Source organism: Embleya scabrispora, from assembly GCF_002024165.1.
Taxonomy (GTDB): domain Bacteria; phylum Actinomycetota; class Actinomycetes; order Streptomycetales; family Streptomycetaceae; genus Embleya; species Embleya scabrispora_A.
Genome location: NZ_MWQN01000001.1, coordinates 2,264,770 through 2,289,153, shown reverse-complemented (window position 1 = coordinate 2,289,153; position 24,384 = coordinate 2,264,770). Strand labels below are relative to the sequence as shown.

Here is a 24,384-nt window from a genome sequence, read left to right as displayed (position 1 = left end):
GTCGTCGATTTGGAGTGCGGGCCGGGGTCACGTAAGCTCGGGATACAACGCATCGCGGGGTGGAGCAGTTCGGTAGCTCGCTGGGCTCATAACCCAGAGGTCGCAGGTTCAAATCCTGTCCCCGCTACTTGGGAAAACGCGAGAGGCCCGGTTCTCAGGAACCGGGCCTCTCGCGTTTTGTGTTGTTGCCGGGCGTCCCGGCTCGGGGAGCCGGGGGTGGCGCACGAGCTGAGGGCGTGGCGGTCTAGAGCGCGATCTGGCGGCGGCGCTTGGCGCGCAGCGGTGCCATCAGGGTGACGCGCGCCAGACGGTGTGTGCCGCGCTGTTCGGCACGCGGAACCAGGCTCTGGATGATGGCGGCCGATTCGGCGCTGTTCGCCGTCTCCTGGACGGAGGCACGGCCGATGAGGGCGAGGTGCCGTTCGAGGCGCTCGCCCACGCCGCTTCGGCCTGCGTCCATCGGCGGAACCGGGACTCGGCGCGGCATGCTCGGATGGTCCATTCCTGATATGACCACGACGCAGACCGTACCCCATCGGAGGCGCGCCGTGACGGCTTCCCGCCCCGTGCCGAGACCGGATCGTGTCCGGCGATGGCCGACAATCCGGTTGTGGCGCGATCGAACTCCCGGGCAACCAGGGGTAATTGGGGCCAAAGGGGAAATGATTCGGAGCCGGGGCGGGGAAAGTCGGGTTCACTCCATGGTCTGAATTCGGCCGCGACTCTCACGAGTGACGCGTGCCACGCGGGGCGGCGGGCGACTCGGGGCCGGCCGGGAACGGATTTGCCTGCCCGGTCGGGGCTGCCGTAAGGTTGTGTTCACCGACGCGGGGTGGAGCAGCTCGGTAGCTCGCTGGGCTCATAACCCAGAGGTCGCAGGTTCAAATCCTGTCCCCGCTACCACATCGAAGGGCCCGGCCATTGCGGCCGGGCCCTTCGTGCATGCCCTCGGACACCGGGTGTTCGCCGAGGATTCGTCGCCGGGCGGGGCCGGCTGTTGCCGAATCGCGACTGCATGGATGTGGCCCGAGATGCCACGATGGACACATGGGGGCGTGGAAGGGACATCGCGGACGGCGGGGGGAGCACCCACCGCCGGAGCCCGACGTCTTCGAAACCGTGCCCGAGGGCCCCGACACGGTGGTCCTGGACCGGGGGCGGGCCGCGGCGGCGACGGCTCCCGCCCACCCTGACGACTACGCGGTCCTGGTCCCGTTCCGGCCGCGCCGGCGTGGTTCCGGGGGCAGCGTCGAGGGCCACGAGGCGCTGGACCGGCACGAAGCGGCCGAACTCGAACGGCGCTACCGCGAGCGGGCCGCGCGCAGCCCCTCGGCGGCCAACAGCCTCGCCCTGATGTTGCTCGAACGCGACGAGGAGGACGGGGCGGACGAGGCGGCCGAGTTGCTGCGTCGAGCCGCCGAGGCGGGGCATCGTGGCGCGGCGACCAACCTCGGCGTGCTGATGCACCGTCAGGGGCGGGACGACGCCGCGTCGTTGTGGTGGCACCGGGCGGCCGAGGCGGGCAGTCGGATCGCCGCCTACTCGCTCGGCGCGCTGCTGCTCGACCAGGCCGACGCGGCGCGGGCGAGTGCGGGGGTGGGCGCCGCCGATGCGGGCGCGTACCACGACCTGTCCGGGCAGGGCGTCTACTGGCTGCGCAACGCGGCGGAGTCGGGGCATGTGCGGGCCGCGCTCACGCTGGGCGAGTTCTTCGAGCTGACCGGGCGCCCCGGGGCGGAACGGTGGTATCGGCGCGCGGCCGAGGCGGGGCATCCGGAGGCGGCCTATCGGCTCGGGCGGATGGGGCAGGAGCGGGACGACGAACGCGCGGCGTCCACGTGGTTCCTGCGCGCAGCCTCGTGCGGGCACGTGCGGGCGGCGGTGCGGCTCGCGACCTCGCTGGAGCGGGCGGGGGACACCGCCGAGGCGATCGGGTGGTACCGGCTGGCCGCCGAGGAGGGCGACGCCGAGGGGGCCCGGGCGCTGGGGTTCCTGCTCCAGGACGCGGGGGACGTCGAGGGCGCGGCGCGGTGGTGGCAGGTCGCGGCGGAGGCCGGCGACGGCACGGCGGCCAACGCGCTGGGCGCGTGGTTCGCGTCCGGGGGGAGTTCGAGCGAGGCCGCGCGGTGGTACGAGCGGGCGGCTGCGGCGGGCGAGTGCAACGGGGCCTTCAATCTGGGGCTGTTGCACGCGGAGCACGAGGACGCTTCGGGCGCGGAGCGGTGGTTCCGGATGGCCGCCTACGCGGGGCACGGGGACGCGGCCAACGCGCTGGCCGGGATGCTGCTCGAGCGCGGGGACGACGAGGAGGCGCGGATATGGTTCGCGCGGGCCGCCGAGGCGGGCAGCGTGGACGGTTCGTACAACCTGGGCATCCTGCACGCGCGGGGTGGTCTCGACGACGCCGCCGAGGTGTGTTGGAGCCGCGCCGCGGCCGCCGGGCACCCGGATGCGGCTTTGCAGATGGGGCTGTTGCTGGAGCGTCGGGGGGATGCCGAGGGGGCGGCGCGCGCGTACGAGACGGCGGCGCGGGCGGAGCGGCCCACGGCGGCGTTCCGGCTCGGGGCGATGCTCGCGGACGCCGGGGCGGTGGAGCAGGCGGAGCGCTGGTACGCGGTGGCGGCGGACGCGGGGCATGTGACGGCGGCGCTGCGGTGCGGGGTGCTGTGTGCGCGGCGGGGTGAGGACAAGCCGGCGGCTCGGCGGTTCCGGGTCGCGGCCGAGGCGGGCAGTGTGTCGGGGGCGTGGAACCTGGCGCTGCTGCATCTGCGGCACGGGGATTCCGACGGCGCGGAGCCGTGGTTGACGGTGGCCGCGCGGGGTGGGCACGGGCGGGCGGCGTTGCGGCTGGTGGTGCTGGCGCTGCGGCGCGGGGATCTGGCCGATGCGGAGCACTGGTGTGGGCCGGCGGTGGCGCATGGTCCTGCGGAGGTCGCGGTGAAGGCGCAGCGGTTGCTGGATGCGTTGCGGGCGGAGTCGTTGGCGAGTTGAGGCCGGGCCGGGCGGCCGTCGCCGACACGGCCTCCGGCCGGGTGTGTCCTCAAGCGCCGGACGGGCTGAATTGGTTCGGGTGGCCCGGATGCCCGGGGCTGGGGTTTGGCCTCCGGCCGGGTGTCCTCAAGCGCCGGACGGGCTGATTGTTGGGGTGTCCCGAGTGCCCGGGCTGCGGTTTGGCCTTCGGCCGGGTGTGTCCTCAAGCGCCGGACGGGCTGAATTGGTTCGGGTGGCCCGGATGCCCGGGGCTGGGGTTTGGCCTCCGGCCGGGTGTCCTTAAGCGCCGGACGGGCTGATTGTTGGGGTGTCCCGAGTGCCCGGGCTGCGGTTTGGCCTTCGGCCGGGTGTGTCCTCAAACGCCGGATGGGCTGAATTGGTTCGGGTGGCCTGAGCGCCCGGGGCTGGGGTTTGGTTTTCGGCTGGGTGTGCTCAAGTGTCGGATGGGTTGGGTTGGTTTGGGGGGCCTGAGTGCCCGGGGTGTTCTCGAGTGCCGGGTGGTCTGCGGGTTTGGGGCGGTTGAGGTCAGGGGTGGGTGCAGGTTGGGCATAGGCCTCGGTAGGTGATTTCGGTTGTGGTGATCGTGAAGCCCAGGCGGGCGGGGGCGGGGAGGGTCGTTGTCGGGTCGGCGGTCGGGTGTACGTCTCGGATGGTGCCGCACCCGGTGCAGATCAGGTGGTGGTGTGGGCGGTGGGCGTTGGGGTCGTAGCGCTTGGCTCGGTCGTCGGTGCTCACTTCGCGGATCTCGCCCAGGGCAACCAGGTCGTTGAGGATGTTGTAGACGGTCGCCCTGCCGATTTCGGGGAGTTGCCGGGACGCGCGCGTGTGCACCTCGTCGGCGGTCAGGTGGACGTGGTCGCCGGTGAGGACCTCGGCTACCACCCGGCGCTGTGCGGTCAGGCGCCAACCCCGCTCGCGTAGTCGTTCCGGGAGGTTGCTCATGCATGAATGGTACAGGTCTCGGGTTGGACCTGGTCTAAGTGTTGTTCTGGACAAAGTCTAAAACTGGCTCTAGGTTGGTGCCCCGGACGACACAGCAACACCAGGGGAGTCACAAACCATGTCGCAGCAGCCGCGCACCCTCACCACCGAATCCGGCGCTCCGGTGGCCGACAACCAGAACAGCCAGACCGCGGGCCCCGGCGGGCCGTTGCTGATCCAGGACCAGTACCTGCTGGAGAAGTTGGCCCGGTTCAACCGCGAGCGCATCCCGGAGCGGGTGGTGCACGCGCGGGGGTCGGGGGCGTACGGGCGGTTCGAGGTGACGGCGGATGTGTCGCGGTTCACCAAGGCACACTTCCTTGCCGAACCGGGCCGTCGTACCGAGGTGTTCGCCCGCTTCTCGACCGTGGCCGGCAACCTCGGCGCCGCCGACGCGGTGCGCGATCCGCGCGGGTTCGCGGTGAAGTTCTATACCGAGGAGGGCAATTACGACCTCGTCGGCAACAACACGCCGGTCTTCTTCATCAAGGACCCGCTGAAGTTCCCGGACTTCATCCACACCCAGAAGCGCGACCCGTACACCGGCAGCCAGGAGGCGGACAACGTCTGGGACTTCTGGTCGCACTCGCCGGAGGCCATCCATCAGGTCACCTGGCTGTTCGGGGACCGCGGCATCCCCGCGTCCTACCGGCACATGGACGGCTTCGGCTCGCACACCTACCAGTGGGTCAACGCCGAGGGCGCGGCGTTCTGGGTCAAGTACCACTTCAAGACCGACCAGGGCATCCGGAACCTGACCGCCGAGGCCGCCGCCGAACTCGCCGGGGCCGACCCCGACTCGCACCAGCGGGACCTGGTGAACGCGATCGACGCGGGGGTGAGCCCTTCGTGGACGCTGAAGGTGCAGATCATGCCGGTGGCCGAGGCCGCGACCTACCGGTTCAACCCGTTCGACCTGACCAAGGTGTGGTCGCACGCCGACTACCCGCTGATCGAGGTCGGCCGACTGACCCTCGACCGCAACCCCGACAACGTGTTCGCCGAGGTCGAGCAGGCCGCGTTCAACCCGGCCAACTTCGTGCCCGGCATCGGGCCGAGCCCGGACAAGATGCTCCAGGGACGGCTGTTCGCCTACGCCGACGCGCACCGCTACCGCCTCGGCGTCAACCACACCCAACTCCCGGTCAACGCGCCGCACGCCGCGACCGCCCGCAACCACGGGCGGGACGGGTACATGGCCACCAACCCGGGCGGTCGGGCCAAGAACTACGAGCCGAACAGCTTCGGCGGCCCGTACGAGAGCGGCGCGCCGCTGTGGGCGTCGACCGAGGTGTCCGGCCCCACCGGCACCCACCCGGCCCCGCTGCACGCACAGGACGACGACTACGTACAGGCCGGCGACCTGTACCGGCTGATGACGGCGGACGAGCAGGCCCGCCTGGTGGCCAACCTCGCCGGATTCCTGGCCAAGGTCTCCCGCGACGACATCATCGACCGGGTGGTGGGCCACTTCCGCGCGGCCGACCGGGACTACGGGGACCGGCTCGCGGCGGCCGTGAAGGAGCTGCGCGCCTGACGGCGATCCGCCCCCGATGAGCGCGCCGCCCGGTACCCGAACTCCGAGTCGGTACCGGGCGGCGTTTCACCCGCCCGGACCGGGAGGTGGGACGGGGGCGCGAAACGGGCGCCCGCCGGGGTCAGCCCACCAATTCCTCGGTGCGCTGGGCCTCGTGGATCTGGCAGCGGACGATGTCGCGGACCGAGATGATCCCCAGCACCTCGCCGTCGTCGAGCACGATCAGATGCCGGAAACCGCCGCGCGTCATCGCCGTCGCCGCGTCGGCCAGCGACCACGAGGGGGTCGCGAAGACGACGTTCGAGGTGAGGTGGTCACCGGCGAACTCGGTGTCGGGATCCTGGCCGGCGCCGATCGACATCAGGATGTCGCGTTCGGTCAGGATGCCCAGGCCGGACGTCTCGGGGTCGATCACCACCGCCGCGCCGATCTGGCGGGCGGACATCAGGCGCGCCGCGGCGCGCAGGGTGTGGGCCGGGCCGATGGTCAGAACGATCGTGCTCATGCCGTCGCGGACGAACATGTGACACCACCTCCGTCGGGGCGTGGGTACAGGGCGGGTGAATGCTCGAGAAAGAATTCACAAGTTCACAAGCCTTGTTTTCACATGGTCACATGCTCGGGAAGGTCAACGGAAGGTATAGCGGGCAAGTCACTCGAAGGGAGTAGCGATCCGCGCGCTCAGAACGCCTCGCGCGGATCGCCCAACCGGGCCAGCAGTTCGTCGTGCAGCAGGCCGTTGGACGCGGCGGCGGTGCCGCCCGCCGGACCGGGGGAGCCGTCGAGCGAGGTGAACCGGCCGCCCGCCTCCTCGACGATCGCCGCCAGCGGCGCGAGGTCCCACAGGTTGACCTCGGGCTCCGCGCACATGTCCACCGCCCCCTCGGCGACCAGCATGTACGACCAGAAGTCGCCGTAGGCGCGGGTCCGCCAGCAGGCCCGGGTCAGGTCGAGGAAGTCGTCCATGCGACCGCGGTCCTCCCAGCCGCCCATGCTGGAGTACGCGAACGACGCGTCCTCGACCGCCGCCACCTGCGACACCCGGCAGCGGGACGCCTGGGACAGGCTGCGCCCGGTCCACGCGCCCGCGCCCTTGGCGGCCCACCAGCGCCGGCCCAGGGCCGGCGCGGAGACCACCCCCATGACGGACTCGTCGCCGTCCATCAGCGCGATCAGGGTGGCCCACACCGGGACGCCCCGGACGAAGTTCTTGGTGCCGTCGATCGGATCGATCACCCAGCGTCTGGGGCCGTGTCCGGTCGAGCCGAACTCCTCGCCGAGCACCGCGTCGCGCGGGCGACCGCGGCCGAGCTGGTGTCGGACGATCTCCTCGGCGGCCTTGTCCGCGTCGCTCACCGGAGTCATGTCCGGCTTCGTCTCGACCCGCAGGTCGAGTGCCTTGAAGCGGTCCATGGTGGTCGCGTCGGCGGCGTCCGCGAGGACGTGGGCGAAGCGCAGGTCGTCGTCATAGCCGGGCATGACACGAACAGTACCGGCGACCGTCGGCGGGTCCGCGCGCCCCGCGCCCGCGGACACACTTACGCGCCGTCGCCGCGGCCTCGTACGCTCGTTATGCAGAAAGGAAGCGCGAACGGCGACAGTCGACAACCGTTCATCGGTCGGGCGCGTGTTACGGGTACGAGTCGACGGCGGAGGGGGTGCGGGACCGCGATGGCACTGTTCGGGGTCGGGCGCAGGGCAACACACGGCAGGGAGCCCGTACCGGGACCGGGGCTGGTCCAACCGCGTCGAAGTCTGGACGGGTGGACGCTGGAGGGCACCGCGCTCGAGGACCGTTTCGACCGCGAGGAACTGCGCGAGTTGGCCACGCTGTTGCACGGCGTCGGCGCCGAGATGCGCACCGCCTGGACCTACGAGCGCGCGGCCGACCTGCTGGAGCGGGCCGGCGAGCGCCCGCAGGCGCTGGCCGTGGTGGAGGTGTGGTTCGCGCTGCCCGAGGAGGTGCGCCGGGCCAGTCCGGCCGCGACCCGATCCCTCGGCCGGCGCCGCCAGCGGCTGCGCAGCCGGCTCGGCACCCCGGCCGCACCCGCGCCGGCCATCCCCACCCAGACCAGGACCGCGCTCGCGATACCGGCCAAGCCGGGCACCCCGCCGCCGGTGCCGAGCAAGTCCGCGACCGGGCAGATCACGCGGAAGTGACCCGGCGCGCCCGGCACCGCGCGGCGCGCCGGGTGTCCGGGATGCGGCGGGGACGACCCCGGCGGCCGGCTACGGGCTAGATTTTCCGGCATGACCGATCTTGTGCGTTCCCGTCCGCCGGCTTTCGTCTTCGACCTCGACGGGACCCTCGTCGACAGCGTCTACCACCACGTCATGTCGTGGCAGGAAGCGCTCGGCGAGGCCGGCATCGACCTGGCCATGTGGCGGATCCACCGCAAGATCGGGATGAGCGGCGGCCTGTTCGTCCGGGGCATCCAGCGCGAGACGGGGATCGACCTGTCGCCCGAGCAGGTCGAGGCGCTGACCGACGCGCACGGGCGCCACTACGCCGCCCGGGTGCCGTTCGTGAAGCCGCTGCCCGGCGCCCCCGAACTGCTGCGCCACCTCACCGAGGTGGGCATCCCGTGGACCATCGCCACCAGCGGCCGGCGGGCCGGGGCCGAGCCGATGCTGGCCAAGCTCGGCGCGCCGACGGACCTGCCGATGGTCACCCGCGACGAGGTCGCGCGGGCCAAGCCCGACCCCGACCTGTTCCTGGCCGGCGCGGCCAAGCTCGGCGTCGACCCCGCCCAGTGCGTGGTGGTCGGCGACAGCATCTGGGACCTGCTCGCCGCCCGCCGCGCCGGCTCGCTCGGCGTGGGCCTGCTCTCCGGCGGCTACGGCGCCGACGAGTTGGAACGCGCACACGCCTTCCGGGTCTACGACGAGCCCGCCGACCTGCTGGCGCACATCGACGAGTTGGGCGTGCGCGGCGACTGAGCCCCGCGCGCATCCGGGTGATCCTGTTCGGTCAACCCGTCCCGGCCGGGGCGCCACGTCCTACCCTGGGGACATGGGTCCGGCCGACGAACCTGCGGAACTGCTCCGTCTCCTCGCCGACGACGCCCGATTGAAGGTGTTCGCCGCACTGGTCCTCGAGGCCCATCTCAGCTCCGACATCGCCGATCGGGCCGGCCTGCCGCTGCGGGAGACGATCAAGGTGCTGGCCCGGTTCGAATCGGTGGGCCTGGCCGCGCGGGCCGGCGACGGGTGGCACGCGTGTCCCGAGGCGCTGGCCCAGGCGGCGGCGGGGATCGGCGAGGAGCCCGACGACGCGTTCGCCGACCGGGGCCCCGCCGAGGCGGCCGTGTTGCGGACCTACCTCGCGCGCGGCCGAATCCGGCAGTTGCCCGTACAGCGGGCCAAGCGCCTGGTCGTGCTCGACCACATCGCCGGCAGCTTCGAACCCGGCGTGCGCTACGAGGAGACGGAGATCGTGGAGACCCTGCGCCGCTTCATGGACGACCACGCCGCGCTGCGCAGACATCTCGTGGACGAGGGCTTCCTGGGCCGCGAGGGCGGAGTGTACTGGCGCACGGGCGGATCGTTCGTGGTCTGATCCGCCGTCCGGCCGGGGCCGGGACGGGTCGCGGATATCCCCCCGTCGGACATCCGCAACCCGCGACCCGCGGCTCAGCGAGCCGGAGCCCGGTCGACGGTGATGCCGCCGTTGTCGGTGCGGATCTCGATCGAGCGGTTCGCCCGGGGGTCGTCGCCGAGCTCGTTGTCGATGCCGCCGTTGCCGCTCTTGGCGCTCACCCGGTAGGTGTTCTCGTCACCGGGCACGGTGACCCGCACGCCGCCGTTGTCGGTGGTCACCTTCACTCTCGTCGGCGCGGTGTCCAGGCGCAGCCGTACCCCGCCGTTGTCGGTGTCGACGACGACCGTGTCGGCGCGCACCCGCGAGGTGGTGATGCCTCCGTTGTCGGTGGACAGTTGCAGGTTCCCGGTGCTTTCGGACACGTCGATGTGGCCGTTGTCCGTGCTGAACCTCATGTTCTGGCGCAGTCCGCTGGCGGAGATCCCGCCGCTGTCCGAGGACACCTCCAGCGGGATGCCGAGCGGCACCTTGATCCGGTACGACCCGTCGCACTCCACATGCATGAAGCCCGGGCAGTTCAGCCGCAGCTTGAGGCGGTTGCCGACCAGGCTCCAGGAAGGTTTCGCGCCGTTGATGCTGTGCGTGATCTTGCTGTCCACGCTGATCGTCCCCGCGGCGCCCGGTTCGATGGTGACACCGGCGTCGTCGGTGTCGATGATCAGGTCGCCGGTGGACAGCGCGAAGTCGCGGTGATCGCGGACGTCGTGGCTGGAGAGCAGGGCGAGCCCGGTCCACGCGGCCATCAGGATCCCTCCGATGGTGAGCAGCCCACCGAAGAAGATCAATGACGTCCGAAGCGGCCTATTCATGACACTCTCCCCGACAGGTGATCCGAAGCTGCCCAAACTGTATGAGCGAGCGTCCCGGGGCCGGCATCCGGCGGTCACCCGAACCCGGGGTAGGGCTGTCCCCCCTGCGCGGACGGTGACCGGCCCGGCGGGGCGGGTGTTCGACGGCGGCTGAACCCGGGCACTCTGGGAGCCGTTGATCTGTGCGAGGGTCGTTCTCTCCCCCCGACGCCCGACGGCCCCGCTCGATTGCCCTCCCCGATTGCCCCGCGCTCCCCGACCGTTCAGGAGAACCGTTTCATGTTCGACACCGTCTCCGGCCTGCCCGTTCACGTCCTGGTCGTGCACCTGGCGGTGGTCGTCGTTCCGGCGGCGGCGGTCGCGAGCGTGCTTGTGGCGGCCCGGCGGCCCTGGTTGTTGCGCGCCGGCTGGTGGGTGGTCGGGCTGGACGCGGTCGCCGCGCTGACCTGCTTCGTGGCCAAGGAGAGCGGCGAGGAGCTGCTCGCCCGGCTCGACCGGCTCTCCGACGGCCAACGCGCCGCCGCCGTGCAGACGCACGTGGACCGTGGTGCGGACATGCTCTGGTACACCCTGGGCCTGCTCGGCGTCACGCTGGTCCTGCTCCTGGTCGCCCGGCACCGGGCCGCCGCCACCTTCCGGCCGCGGACGATACCGCCGATCGTGGTGCCGATCGTGGCCGTACTGACCCTCGCCGCCGCGGTGCTCGCGGTGGTGCAGGTGGTGCGGGTGGGCGAGTCGGGCTCCAAGGCGGTGTGGCACGACACGGTGAAGAACAGCAGCGGTCCGCTGCGCTGACCGCGCGCGCCCGGGGCGCCCCCGGCCGGCGGGTCAGTCGCCCTCGTCGCGCTCGCGGGTGCGCAGCAGCCGGCGCAGCGAGTAGAGCCGGGCCGGGTCCGCGTGCCCGGCCTCGACCCACGCGTCGAGCCCGCAGTCGGGCTCGTCGTGCGAACAGGCGCGCGGGCAGCCCTCGGTGCCGGCCGCGAGGTCGGGAAAGGCGTTGATCACCCGTCCGAGGTCGACGTGGTTGAGACCGAACGAGCGCACGCCGGGGGTGTCGACGACCCAGCCCCGGTCGGCGCCCGGAGCGTCCGTGGCGCCCGCGAACGGGGGCAGCCGCAGACTCAGCGCGGAGGTGGTGGTGTGCCGCCCGCGGCCGGTCACCTCGTTGACGTGACCGGTGGCGCGCCGGTGCTCCGGCACCAACTCGTTGACCAGGGTGGTCTTTCCGACGCCGCTGTGCCCGACGAAGACGGTGACCTTGCCGGCCAACCGGGCCCGGATCGGGTCCAGGTCCCACGCGGACTCGCTCTTGGTGACCACGTGTTCCACGCCCAGGGCGCCGTACATCTCCAACAGCGGGTCGGGGGAGGCGAGATCGGCCTTGGTCAGCACCAGCAGCGGTTCGAGGCCCGCGTCGTAGGCGGCGACCAGGCAGCGGTCGATCAGGCGCGGGCGCGGCTCGGGGTCGGCCAGCGCGGTGACGATCGCGAGTTGGTCGGCGTTGGCCACGATGATCCGCTCGTACGGGTCGTCGTCGTCGGCGGTGCGGCGCAGCGTGCTGCGGCGCTCCTCGACCCGGACGATCCGGGCCAGCGAGCCCTCCCCGCCGCTGAGGTCGCCGACGATGGCGACCCGGTCGCCGACCACGACGCCCTTGCGGCCCAGTTCGCGGGCCTTCATCGCGGTGATCGAGCGGTCGGGCGCGTCCTCGTCCTCCAGGAGGCAGGTGTAGCGGCCCCGGTCGACGGTCAGCACCCGGCCCTCGCGGGCGTCCTCGTGCTTGGGCCGGGTCCGGGTGCGCGGGCGTGAGCCGTGCTTGCCCGGACGGATCCGGATGTCGTCCTCGTCGAGGTCTTTGCGTCGGTTGGAGCCGAGTCCCGCCATCGTCCCCGGCCTCTCAGCCGCGGCGCGCGCTCAGCATGCGCGTCCACATGCCGGTGAAGTCGGGCAGGGTCTTCGCGGTGGTGGCCACGTTCTCCACCTCCACGCCGGGGACGAGCAGGCCGAGCACCGCCGCGGCGGTGGCCAGCCGGTGGTCGTCGTAGGTGTGGAAGACCCCGCCGTGCAGCGCGCGCGGGCGGATCTCCAGGCCGTCGTCGATCTCGTTCACGTCGCCGCCGAGGTCGTTGATCTCCTTGACCAGTGCGGCCAGCCGGTCGGTCTCGTGCAGCCGCAGGTGGGCCACGCCGGTCAGCCGGCTGGGGCCGTCGGCCAGCGCCGCCACCGCCGCGATCACCGGGGTCAACTCGCCGACGTCGTGCAGGTCGGCCTCGATGCCGTGCACCGCCCCGCCGCCGGTCAGGGTCAGCCCCGCCGGGGTGCGCCGGCACGAGCCGCCCATCGCGGTGAAGATCGAGCGCAGCCGGTCGCCGGGCTGCGTGGTGTGCTCGGGCCAGTCGCGCACGGTCACCGAACCGCCGGTGACCAGCGCGGCGGCCAGGAACGGGCCGGCGTTGGACAGGTCCGGCTCGACCACCATGTCGCGGCCGAGCAGCGCGCCCGGGGCGACCCGCCACACGTTCGGCTCGCCGTCGTCGACCCGCGCGCCCGCAGCGCGCAGCATGTCCACGGTCATCGCGATGTGCGTCATCGACGGCACCGAGGTGCCGGTGTGCCGGACCTCGACGCCGAGGTTGAAGCGCGGCCCGGACAGCAGCAGCGCGCTGACGAACTGGGACGAGGAGGACGCGTCGATGCGCACCACGCCGCCCTCGACCCCGCCGCCGCCCAGCACCGTCATCGGCAGCCGGGCCTCGCCCTCGTCGTCGATCCGGGTGCCCAGGTCGCGCAGCGCGTTGATCACCCCGTCGAGCGGGCGCTCGTAGGAGCGCGGGTCGCCGTCGAAGCGCACCGGCCCCGCGGCGAGCGCGGCCACCGGCGGCAGGAAGCGCATCACCGTGCCGGCGTTGCCGCAGTCCACCACGGCCGGGCCGGCCAGCCGCCCGGGCAGGACGTACCAGTCGTCGCCGCGGTCCTCGATCACCACGCCGAGCGCGCGCAGCCCGGCCGCCATCAGCAGCGTGTCCCGGCTGCGCAGCGGGCGGCGCACATACCCCGGCCCGCCGGCCAGCGCGGCCAGCACGAGGGCGCGGTTGGTCACCGACTTGGACCCGGGCACCTCGACGGTGGCGGTCACGGGAGCGGAGGCAACGGGGGCAGACCACAGCGCAGACATCACGAACCAAGCCTAGTGCGTTGCCGCCCCGCCCCCGATTTCGTTTCGGTACGTGGCACCCTGGACGCCATGTGTGGCCGTTATGCGTCCAGCAAGAGCCCCGACGACCTCGTGGAGATGTTCGAGGTCGATCGCTTCGATCCGGCGGACGAGCTTCCGCCCGACTGGAACATCGCCCCGACCAAGCAGGTGTACGCGGTCCTGGAGCGCCCGGTGGAGTCCGGCGGCGCGCCCACCCGGCAGTTGCGGTCGGTCAAGTGGGGCCTGGTGCCGTCCTGGGCCAAGGACCCGGGCATGGGCGCGAAGATGATCAACGCCCGCTCCGAGACGGTGCACGAGAAGCCGGCCTATCGGAAGGCGTTCGCCGCGCGGCGGTGCCTGCTGCCGGCCGACGGCTACTTCGAGTGGCACACCCCGGAGACCGCGCCCGACGGCCCCAAGGGCGGCTCGCGCAAGCAGCCGTACTGGATCCACGCGGCGGACGGCACCGAGGTCGCCTTCGCCGGGTTGTACGAGTGGTGGCGCGATCGCGGACGGGCCGAGGACGACCCGCTCGCGTGGTTGTGGACGTGCACCATCCTGACTCTGGACGCCGAGCCCGAGCTGGCCCGGATCCACCCGCGCATGCCGCTGGTGCTGACCCGGGACAAGTGGGACGGGTGGCTGGACCCGGCCTGGACCGAGCCGGAGGAGATACGCGGGCTGCTCGTGCCGCCGCCCGCCGGGTTCATGACGGCGCACCCGGTGTCCACGGACGTGAACAACGTGCGCAACAACGCGCCCCACCTGCTCGACGCGATTCCCCCGGACGAGGTCACCGTTGACGCGACGCTCTTTTGAACCGGCCGGCCCCGCCGAACCGGCCGCCCCCGCGGCGGTCGCTCCGCCCGAGGTGTTCGAGGTGGCCACCGCGCCCGGCACCGCTCGGGTGACGCTGCACCGGGCGACCGCGCCGGCGCGTGCCTGGTTCGTGGCGAGCCACGGCGCGGGTGGCGGGATCGAGGCGCGCGACCTGGTGGCGCTCGCCGCCGCGCTGCCCGCGCGCGGGGTGCACGTGGCCCTGGTCGAGCAGCCGTGGCGGGTGGCCGGACGGCGGCTCGCGCCGGCGCCCAAGACGTTGGACGCGGGCTGGCTTCCGGTGCTGGAGGAGATCGCCCGGCGCAACACGGCCGAGGCCCTGCCCGTGTTCGGGGCAGGCCGCAGTGCCGGCGCCCGGGTGGCGTGCCGCACCGCCGCGCGGACCGGGGTCGCCGGCGTGGTGGCGCTCGCCTTCCCGCTGCACCCGCCCGGTCGGCCGGAGCGTTCGCGCTTGGCTGAACTGCTCGGGGCGGGCGTGCCGACCCTGGTGGTGCAGGGCGAACGGGACACGTTCGGTGCGCCGAACGAGTTTCCGAAGGACGGTCCGACCGTGCTCCCGGTGCCCTTCGCGGACCACGGATTCGCCGTGCCCAAGCGCGCCGAGATCACCCAGGAAGCCGCGTTGGCGCTGATCACAGCCGGTGTGGGCGATTGGTTGACGGTGCCGAGCACCCGGGAATGATCCGCCCCGGCGACGTGTTCCCACCACTGTCAAGCGTCGACGAGTGGAGGTCGCTCCCATGCTCAAGGCCGCCGGTTCGGTTGTCCGAAACGAGGCACCGTTTCTCGCCTGGCCCGAGTGGGGTGCGGGCACCGATCAGCCTCGGGCGATATCGTCGACTCCTGGCCTGAAGGAGGTGGGTCTCGTAACGGAGACCTTGGAGCAGCAAGACGCGCGGTTCGAGCGGGACGCCCTGCCGTTCCTCGATCAGTTGTACTCGGCGGCGCTGCGGATGACCCGCAACCCGGCCGATGCCGAGGACCTGGTCCAGGAGACGTTCGCGAAGGCGTACGCGTCGTTCCATCAGTTCAAAGAGGGCACCAACCTCAAGGCCTGGCTGTACCGCATCCTGACCAACACCTTCATCAACTCCTACCGCAAGAAGCAGCGGCAGCCGCTGGAATCGCATGCGGAGGAGATCGAGGACTGGCAGCTGCACCGCGCCGAGTCGCACATGTCCACCGGACTGCGCTCGGCCGAGGCGCAGGCACTCGATCACCTGCCCGACTCCGACGTGAAGACGGCCCTCCAGGCCATTCCCGAGGAGTTCCGGATCGCGGTGTACCTCGCCGACGTCGAGGGTTTCGCGTACAAGGAGATCGCGGACATCATGGGTACTCCCATCGGGACCGTGATGTCGCGCCTGCACCGCGGGCGTCGCCAGCTTCGCGATCTGCTGGCCGACTACGCCCGCGAGCGCGGCCTCGTCCCCGCAGGCACCGACCGGAAAGGCTCGGACTCATGAGCTGCGGTGACCACCACGAGGTGGACTGCTCCGAGATCCTGGGGCACCTGTACGAGTACATCGACAACGAGTTGGCCGACGCGGACTGCACCAGCATCCGCACCCACCTCGACGAGTGCTCGCCGTGTCTGGACAAGTACGGCCTCGAGCAGCAGGTGAAGGAGTTGGTGCACCGCTGCTGCGGCCGCGACGAGGTCCCCTCGGAGCTGCGCAACAAGGTGTTGGAGCGGATCAAGCTGGTGCGCGTCGAGGTCGACGCCCAGCGGGTCTCGGTCGAGGAGACCTCGATCGAGCTGGAGCGACCGGGTCGTTGACCCGAGGGGGCTCCGGAGGGAGCGGATCGCCGACTCGAACGGAGTGTCGAGGCGCGCGGATCCACTGACTCCATCGGGCTAAAAATGGGGCGCATGGTCGGGACAAACCGGGCATGCGCCCCTTCGTCGTTCCCGGGGCGGCCTATTCTCGGTGGTCCGAGCGACCAGTCGAGGAGTCGCATGCGCACGCTGCCGCCGAGCGCCCGGATCCACGTCGGGATCGTGATGGGCGGGTCCGTGACCGCGCTCGTCCTGCTCCCGTGGGCCGGTGCCGAACCCGACCGACTGGGCGCGCTGGCGGTGTTGTTCGTCGTCTTCGGAGCCGTGGCCCGCGCCCGGCTCGGCGGTCTGTGCGGCGCCCCCGACGGGGTGCTCTTCCCGCTGGTGTGCGCGGGGGTGCTGCTGCTGCCCGCCGGGCCCGCCGCGGCCGTCGTGGTGCCCGGGGTGCTGATCGCGCGGTCGCGCACCGCGACCATGGCCACCCGCGTGGCCCACGCCGCCCATCTGGTGCTCGCGGTCGCGGTGGCCGCCGGGGTGTACGAACTCCTGGACGGATCGCGGTATCCGTCCGCCGCCGAGTTGCCCGAGGGCCTGGTGCCGCCGGCCGCGGCGGGGGTGGCGCTCTATCTGATGTGCGGACTGTTCGACACCGTCTCGGTCGGGGTGGCCGAGGGCGCCGTGCGACTACAGGTGCTGCGCGAGGTGTTCGTGCGTTCGGCCGGCTGGCGGCTGGGCTCGGTGCCGATAGCGCTGATGATGGCGGTGTTGTGGCAGCGGCGACTGGGCGTGTTCGCCGCCGTGTTGGTGCTGCTCCCGCTGTATGTGGCCTTTTGGGCCTACGTGCAACTGGCCCGGGAGCGGGCGGCGCACGAGGCGACGGTGCGCACCCTGGTGCGGGCGGTGGAGATCAAGGACGGCTACACCCGCGGCCACAGCGAACGCGTGGCCCGCGCCTCGGTGTTGATCGGCCGCCGGCTCGGCATGCGCGAGGACCGGGTGGTCAGCCTGCGCTATGCCGGGATCCTGCACGACGTGGGCAAACTGGGGGTGTCCACCCGGGTGTTGACCAAGCCGGGGCGGCTGGACCCCGACGAGGTGCGCGAGATGCAGCGGCACCCGGTGACCGGTGCCGCGATGGTGGCCGACCTGACGTTTCTCGGCGAGGCGCACGCGGGCATCCTGCACCACCACGAACGTATGGACGGACGCGGCTATCCGGCGGGTCTGGCCGGCGCCGAGATTCCCGAGTTCGCGCGGGTGATCGCGGTCGCGGACGCGTTCGACTCGATGACCTCGACCCGGTCGTATCGGCCCGCGCGCGGCGCCGACGCGGCGATGGCCGAGCTGCGCCGATGCAGCGGGACCCAGTTCGACCCGCGGATGGTCGAGGCGTTGGCCGAGGCACTGGACCGACACGGCTGGCCGGAGGAGGAGGGGCGGGACCGGGTGCCCGCGCCGCGCGGGAGGCCGCGTGCGGTGAACCGGCCGGAGCACTCCTCGGCGGGCACCTCCTCGGACGCCTGCCGGGACGGGGCCTCGGACACCCATTCGGTGGCGCGCGAGCGAGTGGGCGGCGGATCGTGATCGCGGTGACCCGGGTCCGGCGCGCGCCGGGCGGTCCGGCCGCGCGGCTGCGGGCGCATACCGGCACGCTCGTACTCGGGCTGGGCGCGTTCGTGGCGGTGGCCGCGGTGGCCGGCACCGCGGCCCGGGGCGTGGTGCAGCCCTGGTACGCGCTGGTGTTCGGTGTGGTGATCGCGGTCGGCGAGGCGGCCCGGGTGACGCAGCTCGGCAGCCGGGAGAGCGCTCCACTGGGCGCGGCCGGCGCGCTGGCCTACGCCCTGCTGCCGGACGTGCACGGCACGGTGTCCCGGCACGGCGTGCTCCAGGTGGTCGCGGTGGTCGGCGTCGCGCTGCTCGCGGGCACGCTGCCGCACGTGGTGCGCGGGCGGGCACCGGATCCCGAGTACGTGGCCCGGCGCCTGCTCGCGGCGGGGTTCGCCGCGACGCTGTTCCGGCCGCTGTACGCGGCGGGTGGGCTCGATCCGGTGATGGCGCGCGGCTGGGCGTACGGCACGTTCCTGGTCCTGGTGGTGCTGCTGACCGCGCTGTGCGACGCGGTGGTGGTCGCCATGGTCCGGGTGGGCGGTCCGTTCTGTCCCGCGCTGCTGGCCGAACTGCGGGCGTTCGGCGCGGGCCCGGGCGGGCCGGCCGGGATCGGCACCGCCGTGGGCGCCACCGGGATGCTGATCGCGCTGTCCACCGGCGTGCTGGGACTGTGGGCGGTGCCGGTGTTCTGCCTGCCGTCGCTGCTGGTGCTGCTGTCCTTCCGGCGCTGCGCCGCGATCGGGCAGGTGCACCGGCAGACCGTCGACGCGCTGTCCCGGCTGCCCGAGGCGGCGGGGTGCGGGTCGCCCGGACACGCGAACCGGGTGGGCGAGTTGGCCCACGCGGTCGGGGTGGATCTGGGGCTGGGCGAGGTGGAGCTGCGCGAACTGGCCTACGCGGCGCGGATGCACGACATCGGGCAGTTGGCGCTGGCCGACCCGGTGCCCGGCGGGACCACGCTCGACCTGCCCGCCGCCGAACAGCGTCGGATCGCCCGGCTGGGCGCGGAGGTGATCCGGGAGAGCGGCGTACTCGACCGGGTGGCGAGCATCGTGGCCGCGCAGGCCGATCCGTATCGCGACGAGAGCGCCGCGCCGCCGCCGCCCCTGGCCAGTCGGATCATCAAGGTGGCCAACGCCTACGACGACCTGCTCGCGTCCACCGACGATCTCGGCGCGCGGCGCGAGGTGTTCGCCCGGCTGCGCGCGGACGCCGGCGGGGCCTACGACCCCCGGGTGGTCGAGGCACTGGCACAGGTGCTCGAACGAGCCGGCTGAGCGCCGGCCCGAGGTGGGCGCGGGTGACCGCGGGTGGTGTCGGTCGGGGCCGGGCGGGTGCCCGGGGCAGCGGTCGGGGTGTGATGGGGGCGGTCAGGACGAGGTGAGTACTCCGTGCTCGACGCACTTGGCGGTCCAACCGCGCGGGGTCACCTGTACGGTCATCCGCCGCCGGCACCGTCCGCAGTAGCGCGGCGGCTCGAGTTCGCGGCGCCGCGCACAGTCGTCGTGCGCGGCGCCGGCGAGCTGCTCGCCGCAGTGGTCGCAGAAGGCTGCAATGGTGGTCACGGCCGTAGATTACGGCTTGGGCCCCCGGCGGCCCGACCGGACACCCCTGGGCGCGACGGCCGGCCGCGGTCAGCCCTGCGGGGTCTCGCGCAGGTCCTTGAGGTAGCAGATCAGCTCCACCTCGGGCGCCGGCCACCAGTCCCGCTCGGGCGCGCGGTGGAAGCCCATCCGGCCGTAGAGCCGGTGCGCGGCGCGCATGTCCCACACGGTGGAGATCGCCACGGCGGTGAAGTGGTACTTGCGGGCGCGCTCCAGGCACGCCTCGACCAGCGCCTCGCCGATGCCGCGCCCGCGCGCGGCCGGGGCGACCGCGAGCATCCGGAACTCGCCCTCGCCCTCGCGGGAGACCTCCGCGTAGGCGCTGCCGGGCAGGACGAACGCCACGGTGCCCAGGATCTCGCCGCTGTGCTCGTCCACGGCCACGAGCAGTTCGGAGTTCTCCGCGCGGTGCGCGGCCTTGCGCATGTCGTTCACGTAGTCCTGGTCGGAGGCGACCAGGCCCGCGTAGCCGGCGATGGTCACCTCGCCGACCGCGTCGTACTCCTCCGGACGGGCCTGGCGGATGCGGACGCCGGTCGGCGCGGGATGGTGGTCGTGGGGTCGGGCCGCGGCGGCGGAGCCAGGGGGATTCATAGCCGTCCAGTTTACGCCGCGAATCACACCCCCATGGTCGAGCGTGGATAGACCGCCTCCGGATCGGTGAGCACGTTCACCAGATACGGCACCCCGGAGGCGAACGCGCGGCGCAGCGCGGGGGCGATCTGCTCCGGTCGGGCGACCGTCTCGCCCGCGCCGCCCAGTGCCCGCACCACGTCGTCGTAGCGGGTGCTCGGCGCCAGGTCGGCGGCCACATGGTGGCCGTAGAGCATCCGCATCGGGTGCTTCTCCAGGGCCCAGCACCCGTTGTTGCCGACGATCAGCACCACCGGCAGCCGATGCCGGACCAGGGTGTCCACGTCCATCAGCGAAAAGCCCGCCGCGCCGTCCCCCAGCAGCAGCACCACCTGCGCCGAGGGCCGGGCCAGCCGGGCGCCGAGCGCGTAGCCCAGGCCGGTGCCCAGGCAGCCGTAGGGGCCCGCGTCCAGCCAGCCGCCCGGGCGCGCGGGCTCGATGTACTTGCCCGCGTAGGACACGAAGTCGCCGCCGTCGCCGATCACCACCGCGTCCTCGTCGAGCAGGCGCAGCAGTTCGCCGTGCACGCGCGCCGGATGGATCGGCCGGCCGGCGCCGGCGAGCAGCGGCGCGTCGGACTGCGCGGCGGTGCGGGCCGCGGCGCGCACGTGGGCGGCCCACTCGCGGTACATGCCCACCCGGCCGACCCGCTCCCACGCCGCGGTGAGCGCGTCGAACAGGGCGCTCAGGTCGCCGCAGGCGCGTACCGCGCAGTGCCCGTGCGGGGTCGCCTCGGGCGGCGCGTCGGCCAGGTGCACCACCCGGGCGGACGGCCCGCCGCCCTGCCCGCCGAAGCCGCCGTAGGACAGCCGGAAGTCCAGGGGCGCGCCCGCCACCAGGACCAGGTCGGCGCCGCCGAGCGCGCCGACCCGGGCCCGACCGGCGAGCAGCGGGTGGCCGGCGGGCAACACGCCCCGGCCCATGCCGTTGGCCACCACCGGCAGGCCGATCGTCTCGGCGGCCCGGCGGGCGGCGTGTTCGGCGCCGCCGATCCACACGTCCTGGCCGAGCACCAGGACCGGGCGGGCGGCGCGCACCAGCAGGTCGGCGATCTCCGCGACCAGGTCCGGGTCGGGCAGTACGGGCGCGGGCCGCGCGGCGGCGGGCAGCGTCACCTCGGCCCGGTCGTAGAGCACGTCCATCGGCACGTCCAGGAAGACCGGGCCGCGGTGCGGGCTGTTCGCCAGGACCAGTGCGGCGTCCACCTCGGCCGCGATCCGGTCGGTGTCGTGCACGGTGGCCGCTCGTTTCGTGATCGACGCGAGCAGCGGCGGGTGGTCGAGTTCCTGGAGCGCGCCCGAGCCCCAGCGGAACGCGGGCGCCCTGCCCCCCAGGACCAGCATCGGCGAGCCGTTGAACCAGGCGGTGGCGACCGCGCTGATCCCGTTGGTGACGCCGGGGCCCGCGGTGAGCACGGCCAGGCCCGGCCGGCGGGTGAGCTTGGCGGTCGCCTCGGCCGCGAACACGGCGGTCTGCTCGTGCCGTACGTCGATCACCCGCAGCGCCGGGTCCGCGCCGACCGCGCCGTCGTAGAGCGGGAAGACGTGGCCTCCCGACAGGGTGAACATGGTGTCGATCCCGTGCGCCCGGGCGGCGGCGACCGCCAGCGCGCCACCGTGCCCCTCGACCGTCCCGCTCGCGGGTCCCCGGCCGCCGGCCCCTCGTCGTGCGCGCATGCCCGGCCTCCGTCGCCGTAGACGCCGCCACCCTCGTGTGCCGGGGGAAACCTATCCGCGCGCGCCCGGCGGGCAGTAGAGGGGCCGGCGCCGGCGGCCCCCGGGGTCGGTGGGGGCCGGCGGCGGGCGGTGTGGCTACAGGGTCTGGTTGAGTGCCTTGACCGGCATGCTCAGTTCGTCGAGCAGGGCCAGGTCGGCGTCGGCGGTGCGGCCCAGGGTGGTGAGGTAGTTGCCGACGATCACCGCGTTGATCCCGCCGAGCAGGCCGTCGCGCGTGCCGAGGTCGCCGAGCGCGATCTCGCGGCCGCCCGCGTAGCGCAGGATGGTCCGGGGCAGGGCGAGCCGGAAGGCGCCGATGATCCGCAGCGCCTCGCGCGGCTCCAGCACCTTCTGGTCGGCGAACGGGGTGCCCGGGCGCGGGTTGAGGAAGTTCAGCGGCACCTCGTCCGGCTCCAGCTCGGCCAGCTGGCCGGCGAACTCGGCGCGCTGCTCGACCGACTCGCCCATGCCGACGATGCCGCCGCAGCACACCTCCATGCCCGCCGCGCGCACCATCCGCAGGGTGTCCCAGCGCTCCTCCCACGTGTGGGTGGTGACCACGTTGGTGAAGTACGACTTCGCCGTCTCCAGGTTGTGGTTGTAGCGGTGGATGCCCATGTCGGCCAGCTCGTCGACCTGCTCCTGGGTGAGCATGCCGAGAGAGGCGGCGATGTTGATGTCCACGGCCTCGCGGATCGCCGCGACGCCCTCGCGCATCTGCTTCATCAGGCGCGCGTCCGGGCCGCGCACCGCGGCCACGATGCAGAACTCGGTGGCGCCGGTCGCGGCGGTCTCCTTCGCCGCCTCCACGAGGGAGGGGATGTCGAGCCAGGCGGCCCGTACGGGAGAGGGGAACAGACCGGACTGCGAGCAGAAGTGGCAGTCCTCGGGGCAACCGCCGGTCTTGACCGAGACGATGCCCTCGACCTCGACCTCGGGCCCGCAGTGCCGGACCCGCACCTCGTGCGCGAGCTGGAGCAGTTCCTCCAGCCGGTCGTCGGGCAGGGTCAGCACGGCCAGCACCTGTTCGGCGCTCAGGCCGCGACCCTGCTCCAGGACCTGGTGTCGGGCCACGGCCAGGATGTCGTCGGTCCCGGTCTGCGTACGGTCGTCGAGGGCGGTGTCGAGGGATTCCGTCATGTGGCTCACCTTGCGGTCGGATCCTGTGCGGCGCGGAACGCGGCCGGGTCGAAGGTACCCCCCAGGGCGGGGGCGAGACTCGCGCGGGCCGTGAGCAGGAAGTCGGCCGGGTGCAGCGAACCGGCGCCGGCGGGCAGTACGCCGGCCAGCGGTCGGGCGGCCAGCGTCTCCAGGTCCCGGACGTTGCAGCGCATCGCCAGGTCGGGCTCCTTCGGCCAGGCGCCGATCACCACGCCGACCAGGTCGACCCCCCGGTGGGCCAACGACTCCAGAGTCAGCGCGGTGTGGTTGAGGGTGCCGAGGTCGGGCCGGGCCACCACCAGCACGCCCGCCCGCAGCTCGTGCGCGAGGTCGGCGATCGTGGTGCCGTCGTCGTCGAAGCGCACGAGCAGGCCGCCCGCGCCCTCGACCACCACGAGGTCGGTCTCCTTGGCCAGCGTGCGGACCCGGTCGGCGACCCCGTACAGGTCCACCGGCGGCAGGCCCGAGACCCGCGAGGCGGCGGCGGGGGAGAGCGGGTCGGGGTAGCGGGAGTATTCGTGCAGGTCGGTCACCCCGGCCAGGCGCCGCACGTCGGCGAGGTCGCCCGGCTCGTCGGGCGCCACGCCCGTCTGCGAGGGCTTGACCACCGCGACGGAGCCGCCGCGCACCGCGGCGATGGCGGCGACGGCCGCCGTGACGATCGTCTTGCCCACCCCGGTGTCGGTGCCGGTCACCACGAGAACGCTCATGACGGTCCAGCGTAGGGCGTGCCTTCGGCCACCCGCCGGGCACCACGACGCCCGGCACCGCACGCCGCGGCGCCCGGCGGCGGAGCGCAGGCACGTTCCGGGGACCTTGGGCCCGCGGTTCGTGGACCTGTGGCCCCGACGTCGGGGTGTGGCGGCGAGGCATGATGGAGGTGGTGCGCGCGTGGTCCGGCGGGGCCGCGCACGACACCGGACGAGTGGCCCCCTGCACGGGGCTGTGGGAGTGAACGGCAATCCTCCGGCGATCGGCCGGACGGTCCGGGTGGGCCCGGGCCGTCCGGCCGATGGCATGTGTGGGGGAGGACCGCCGGCGGGCTCACGGCGCGCTCACCGGCTCATTCCTGGGGGCGGCGCAGGCGGGCGACGAACTTGTACCGGTCGCCGCGGTAGACGGATCGCACCCATTCGACCGGTTCGCCGTCGGTGTCGAAGCTGTGTCGGGACAGCAGCAGCAGCGGCAGGCCCACGTCGGTACCGAGCAGTCCGGCCTCGCGCGGGGTGGCCATCGCGGTTTCGATGGTCTCCTCGGCCTCGGCGAGGTGCACGTCGAAACCGGTCGACAGGGCTCGATACAGCGAGTTGTGCTTGGCCAGGTGCTTGCGCAACCCGGGAAAGCGCTTGGTGGACAGGTGGGTGGTCTCGATCGCCATCGGCTCGGAGTTGGCCAGCCGCAGTCGCTCGATCCGCAACACGCGGTTGCCGGGCCGGATGGCGAGCCGCTCCGCGAGGTGGTCGTCGCAGGTGATGTAGCCGATCTCGATCAGTCGCGAGGTCGGCTCCAGGCCCTGGGCCTGCATGTCCTCGGTGTACGACGTCAGCTGCAGGCTCTGGGCCACCTTGGGCTTGGCGACGAAGGTGCCCCGGCCCTGGGCGCGCTCGAGGCGCCCCTCGATGACCAGTTCCTGAAGCGCCTGGCGCACGGTGGTGCGGGAGATGTCGAACTGCGCCGCGAGGGTGCGCTCGGGTGGCACGGGCGTGCCCGGTGGCTGGGTGTTGGTCAGCTCCTGAAGATGGCGCTTGAGGCGGTAGTACTTGGGCACGCGAGCGCTCGGCTCGAGGCCGGCGTCGCCTCCCGCCATCGCACTGTCCGCCGTGGTCGTGATCACGTGTTCCGCCGTCACCGGTGCCCTCCTGACACGTTCGGTCCCCATCGTGGCACGACCACCGATCCCCCCAGGACCAGGAGCGCGGATGTCGGTCCGA

Annotated in this window: 25 protein-coding genes and 2 tRNA genes; 14 read left to right on the top strand and 13 right to left on the bottom strand. The window is 72.8% G+C overall.

The window, feature by feature from the left end; genetic code table 11:
- The first annotated feature begins 53 nt into the window (after window positions 1-53).
- Window positions 54-127 (top strand) — tRNA-Met (locus B4N89_RS09900).
- Between the two features lie 117 nt (window positions 128-244).
- Here B4N89_RS09900 and B4N89_RS09895 read toward each other — a convergent pair.
- Window positions 245-460, bottom strand: coding sequence for a hypothetical protein (locus B4N89_RS09895; RefSeq protein ID WP_143657914.1), 216 nt, complete (start codon window positions 458-460; stop codon window positions 245-247).
- Window positions 461-826: 366 nt separating this feature from the next.
- Between B4N89_RS09895 and B4N89_RS09890 the strand changes: the two genes are divergently transcribed.
- Both B4N89_RS09890 and B4N89_RS09885 read left to right on the top strand, forming a co-directional pair.
- Window positions 827-903: transfer RNA gene (locus tag B4N89_RS09890), tRNA-Met, on the top strand.
- A gap of 144 nt (window positions 904-1,047) precedes the next feature.
- Window positions 1,048-2,991, top strand: coding sequence for a tetratricopeptide repeat protein (locus B4N89_RS09885; protein WP_107504161.1), 1,944 nt, complete (start codon window positions 1,048-1,050; stop codon window positions 2,989-2,991).
- 525 nt (window positions 2,992-3,516) lie between these two features.
- Here B4N89_RS09885 and B4N89_RS09880 read toward each other — a convergent pair.
- Window positions 3,517-3,933 carry a Fur family transcriptional regulator gene (locus tag B4N89_RS09880; RefSeq protein ID WP_078975519.1) on the bottom strand — a complete coding sequence of 139 codons (417 nt, stop codon included), beginning with the start codon at window positions 3,931-3,933 and terminating at the stop codon, window positions 3,517-3,519.
- A gap of 118 nt (window positions 3,934-4,051) precedes the next feature.
- Between B4N89_RS09880 and B4N89_RS09875 the strand changes: the two genes are divergently transcribed.
- Window positions 4,052-5,509, top strand: coding sequence for a catalase (locus B4N89_RS09875; protein WP_078975518.1), 1,458 nt, complete (start codon window positions 4,052-4,054; stop codon window positions 5,507-5,509).
- Between the two features lie 121 nt (window positions 5,510-5,630).
- Here the strand turns inward: B4N89_RS09875 and B4N89_RS09870 are convergent, their stop codons facing one another.
- Window positions 5,631-6,032 (bottom strand): cyclic nucleotide-binding/CBS domain-containing protein, encoded by a 402-nt coding sequence (locus tag B4N89_RS09870; protein WP_078975517.1) that lies wholly within the window; start codon window positions 6,030-6,032, stop codon window positions 5,631-5,633.
- A gap of 158 nt (window positions 6,033-6,190) precedes the next feature.
- Window positions 6,191-6,988 carry a histidinol-phosphatase gene (gene hisN, locus B4N89_RS09865; RefSeq protein WP_078975516.1) on the bottom strand — a complete coding sequence of 266 codons (798 nt, stop codon included), beginning with the start codon at window positions 6,986-6,988 and terminating at the stop codon, window positions 6,191-6,193.
- A gap of 192 nt (window positions 6,989-7,180) precedes the next feature.
- On the opposite strand from hisN, the gene B4N89_RS09860 reads away from it, so the two are divergent.
- The 3 genes from B4N89_RS09860 (at window position 7,181) to B4N89_RS09850 (ending at window position 9,068) form a co-directional block, all read left to right on the top strand.
- Window positions 7,181-7,669, top strand: coding sequence for a hypothetical protein (locus B4N89_RS09860; protein ID WP_078975515.1), 489 nt, complete (start codon window positions 7,181-7,183; stop codon window positions 7,667-7,669).
- A gap of 90 nt (window positions 7,670-7,759) precedes the next feature.
- Window positions 7,760-8,449, top strand: coding sequence for an HAD family hydrolase (locus B4N89_RS09855; RefSeq protein ID WP_078975514.1), 690 nt, complete (start codon window positions 7,760-7,762; stop codon window positions 8,447-8,449).
- A gap of 73 nt (window positions 8,450-8,522) precedes the next feature.
- Window positions 8,523-9,068, top strand: a complete 546-nt coding sequence (locus B4N89_RS09850; RefSeq protein WP_078975513.1) for a DUF2087 domain-containing protein — start codon at window positions 8,523-8,525, stop codon at window positions 9,066-9,068.
- Between the two features lie 74 nt (window positions 9,069-9,142).
- On the opposite strand, the gene B4N89_RS09845 is transcribed toward B4N89_RS09850, so the two are convergent.
- Complete coding sequence (locus B4N89_RS09845) at window positions 9,143-9,919, bottom strand: DUF4097 family beta strand repeat-containing protein (protein WP_078975512.1); 777 nt, start codon at window positions 9,917-9,919, stop codon at window positions 9,143-9,145.
- Between the two features lie 279 nt (window positions 9,920-10,198).
- Between B4N89_RS09845 and B4N89_RS09840 the strand changes: the two genes are divergently transcribed.
- Window positions 10,199-10,714: a DUF2231 domain-containing protein gene (locus B4N89_RS09840; protein WP_078975511.1), complete on the top strand. Its 516-nt coding sequence runs from the start codon at window positions 10,199-10,201 to the stop codon at window positions 10,712-10,714.
- A gap of 33 nt (window positions 10,715-10,747) precedes the next feature.
- On the opposite strand, the gene rsgA is transcribed toward B4N89_RS09840, so the two are convergent.
- Complete coding sequence (rsgA, locus tag B4N89_RS09835; RefSeq protein WP_078975510.1) at window positions 10,748-11,803, bottom strand: ribosome small subunit-dependent GTPase A; 1,056 nt, start codon at window positions 11,801-11,803, stop codon at window positions 10,748-10,750.
- Between the two features lie 13 nt (window positions 11,804-11,816).
- Complete coding sequence (aroA, locus tag B4N89_RS09830; RefSeq protein WP_078975509.1) at window positions 11,817-13,094, bottom strand: 3-phosphoshikimate 1-carboxyvinyltransferase; 1,278 nt, start codon at window positions 13,092-13,094, stop codon at window positions 11,817-11,819.
- 69 nt (window positions 13,095-13,163) lie between these two features.
- Here aroA and B4N89_RS09825 point away from each other — a divergent pair, with 69 nt between their 5' ends.
- From B4N89_RS09825 to B4N89_RS52560, 6 genes are all read left to right on the top strand, one after another.
- On the top strand, window positions 13,164-13,934 hold the full coding sequence (locus B4N89_RS09825) for an SOS response-associated peptidase (RefSeq protein WP_078975508.1): 771 nt from the start codon (window positions 13,164-13,166) through the stop codon (window positions 13,932-13,934).
- A gap of 61 nt (window positions 13,935-13,995) precedes the next feature.
- Window positions 13,996-14,634: an alpha/beta family hydrolase gene (locus B4N89_RS09820; protein WP_235618549.1), complete on the top strand. Its 639-nt coding sequence runs from the start codon at window positions 13,996-13,998 to the stop codon at window positions 14,632-14,634.
- A gap of 58 nt (window positions 14,635-14,692) precedes the next feature.
- Window positions 14,693-15,418: a sigma-70 family RNA polymerase sigma factor gene (locus tag B4N89_RS09815; protein WP_235618548.1), complete on the top strand. Its 726-nt coding sequence runs from the start codon at window positions 14,693-14,695 to the stop codon at window positions 15,416-15,418.
- The gene (gene rsrA / locus B4N89_RS09810) at window positions 15,415-15,732 is read left to right on the top strand and encodes a mycothiol system anti-sigma-R factor (RefSeq protein ID WP_078975506.1); all 318 of its coding nucleotides are present in this window, start codon (window positions 15,415-15,417) and stop codon (window positions 15,730-15,732) included. Before B4N89_RS09815 ends, rsrA begins: the two co-directional genes overlap by 4 nt.
- Window positions 15,733-15,912: 180 nt before the next feature.
- The gene (locus B4N89_RS09805; RefSeq protein WP_078975505.1) at window positions 15,913-17,316 is read left to right on the top strand and encodes an HD-GYP domain-containing protein; all 1,404 of its coding nucleotides are present in this window, start codon (window positions 15,913-15,915) and stop codon (window positions 17,314-17,316) included.
- A gap of 5 nt (window positions 17,317-17,321) precedes the next feature.
- On the top strand, window positions 17,322-18,617 hold the full coding sequence (locus B4N89_RS52560) for an HD-GYP domain-containing protein (RefSeq protein ID WP_107504184.1): 1,296 nt from the start codon (window positions 17,322-17,324) through the stop codon (window positions 18,615-18,617).
- Window positions 18,618-18,710: 93 nt separating this feature from the next.
- Here B4N89_RS52560 and B4N89_RS09795 read toward each other — a convergent pair whose 3' ends face one another.
- From B4N89_RS09795 to B4N89_RS09770, 6 genes are all read right to left on the bottom strand, one after another.
- Window positions 18,711-18,905, bottom strand: a complete 195-nt coding sequence (locus B4N89_RS09795) for a hypothetical protein (RefSeq protein ID WP_078975504.1) — start codon at window positions 18,903-18,905, stop codon at window positions 18,711-18,713.
- A 69-nt stretch (window positions 18,906-18,974) separates the two neighbouring features.
- Complete coding sequence (locus B4N89_RS09790) at window positions 18,975-19,538, bottom strand: GNAT family N-acetyltransferase (protein WP_078975503.1); 564 nt, start codon at window positions 19,536-19,538, stop codon at window positions 18,975-18,977.
- A 23-nt stretch (window positions 19,539-19,561) separates the two neighbouring features.
- Complete coding sequence (locus B4N89_RS09785; protein ID WP_078975502.1) at window positions 19,562-21,253, bottom strand: acetolactate synthase; 1,692 nt, start codon at window positions 21,251-21,253, stop codon at window positions 19,562-19,564.
- A gap of 135 nt (window positions 21,254-21,388) precedes the next feature.
- On the bottom strand, window positions 21,389-22,432 hold the full coding sequence (gene bioB / locus B4N89_RS09780) for a biotin synthase BioB (RefSeq protein ID WP_078975501.1): 1,044 nt from the start codon (window positions 22,430-22,432) through the stop codon (window positions 21,389-21,391).
- A gap of 5 nt (window positions 22,433-22,437) precedes the next feature.
- Window positions 22,438-23,163, bottom strand: a complete 726-nt coding sequence (gene bioD, locus B4N89_RS09775; protein WP_078975500.1) for a dethiobiotin synthase — start codon at window positions 23,161-23,163, stop codon at window positions 22,438-22,440.
- 353 nt (window positions 23,164-23,516) lie between these two features.
- Window positions 23,517-24,260, bottom strand: a complete 744-nt coding sequence (locus B4N89_RS09770; RefSeq protein WP_101897280.1) for a GntR family transcriptional regulator — start codon at window positions 24,258-24,260, stop codon at window positions 23,517-23,519.
- Between the last annotated feature and the right edge of the window lie 124 nt (window positions 24,261-24,384).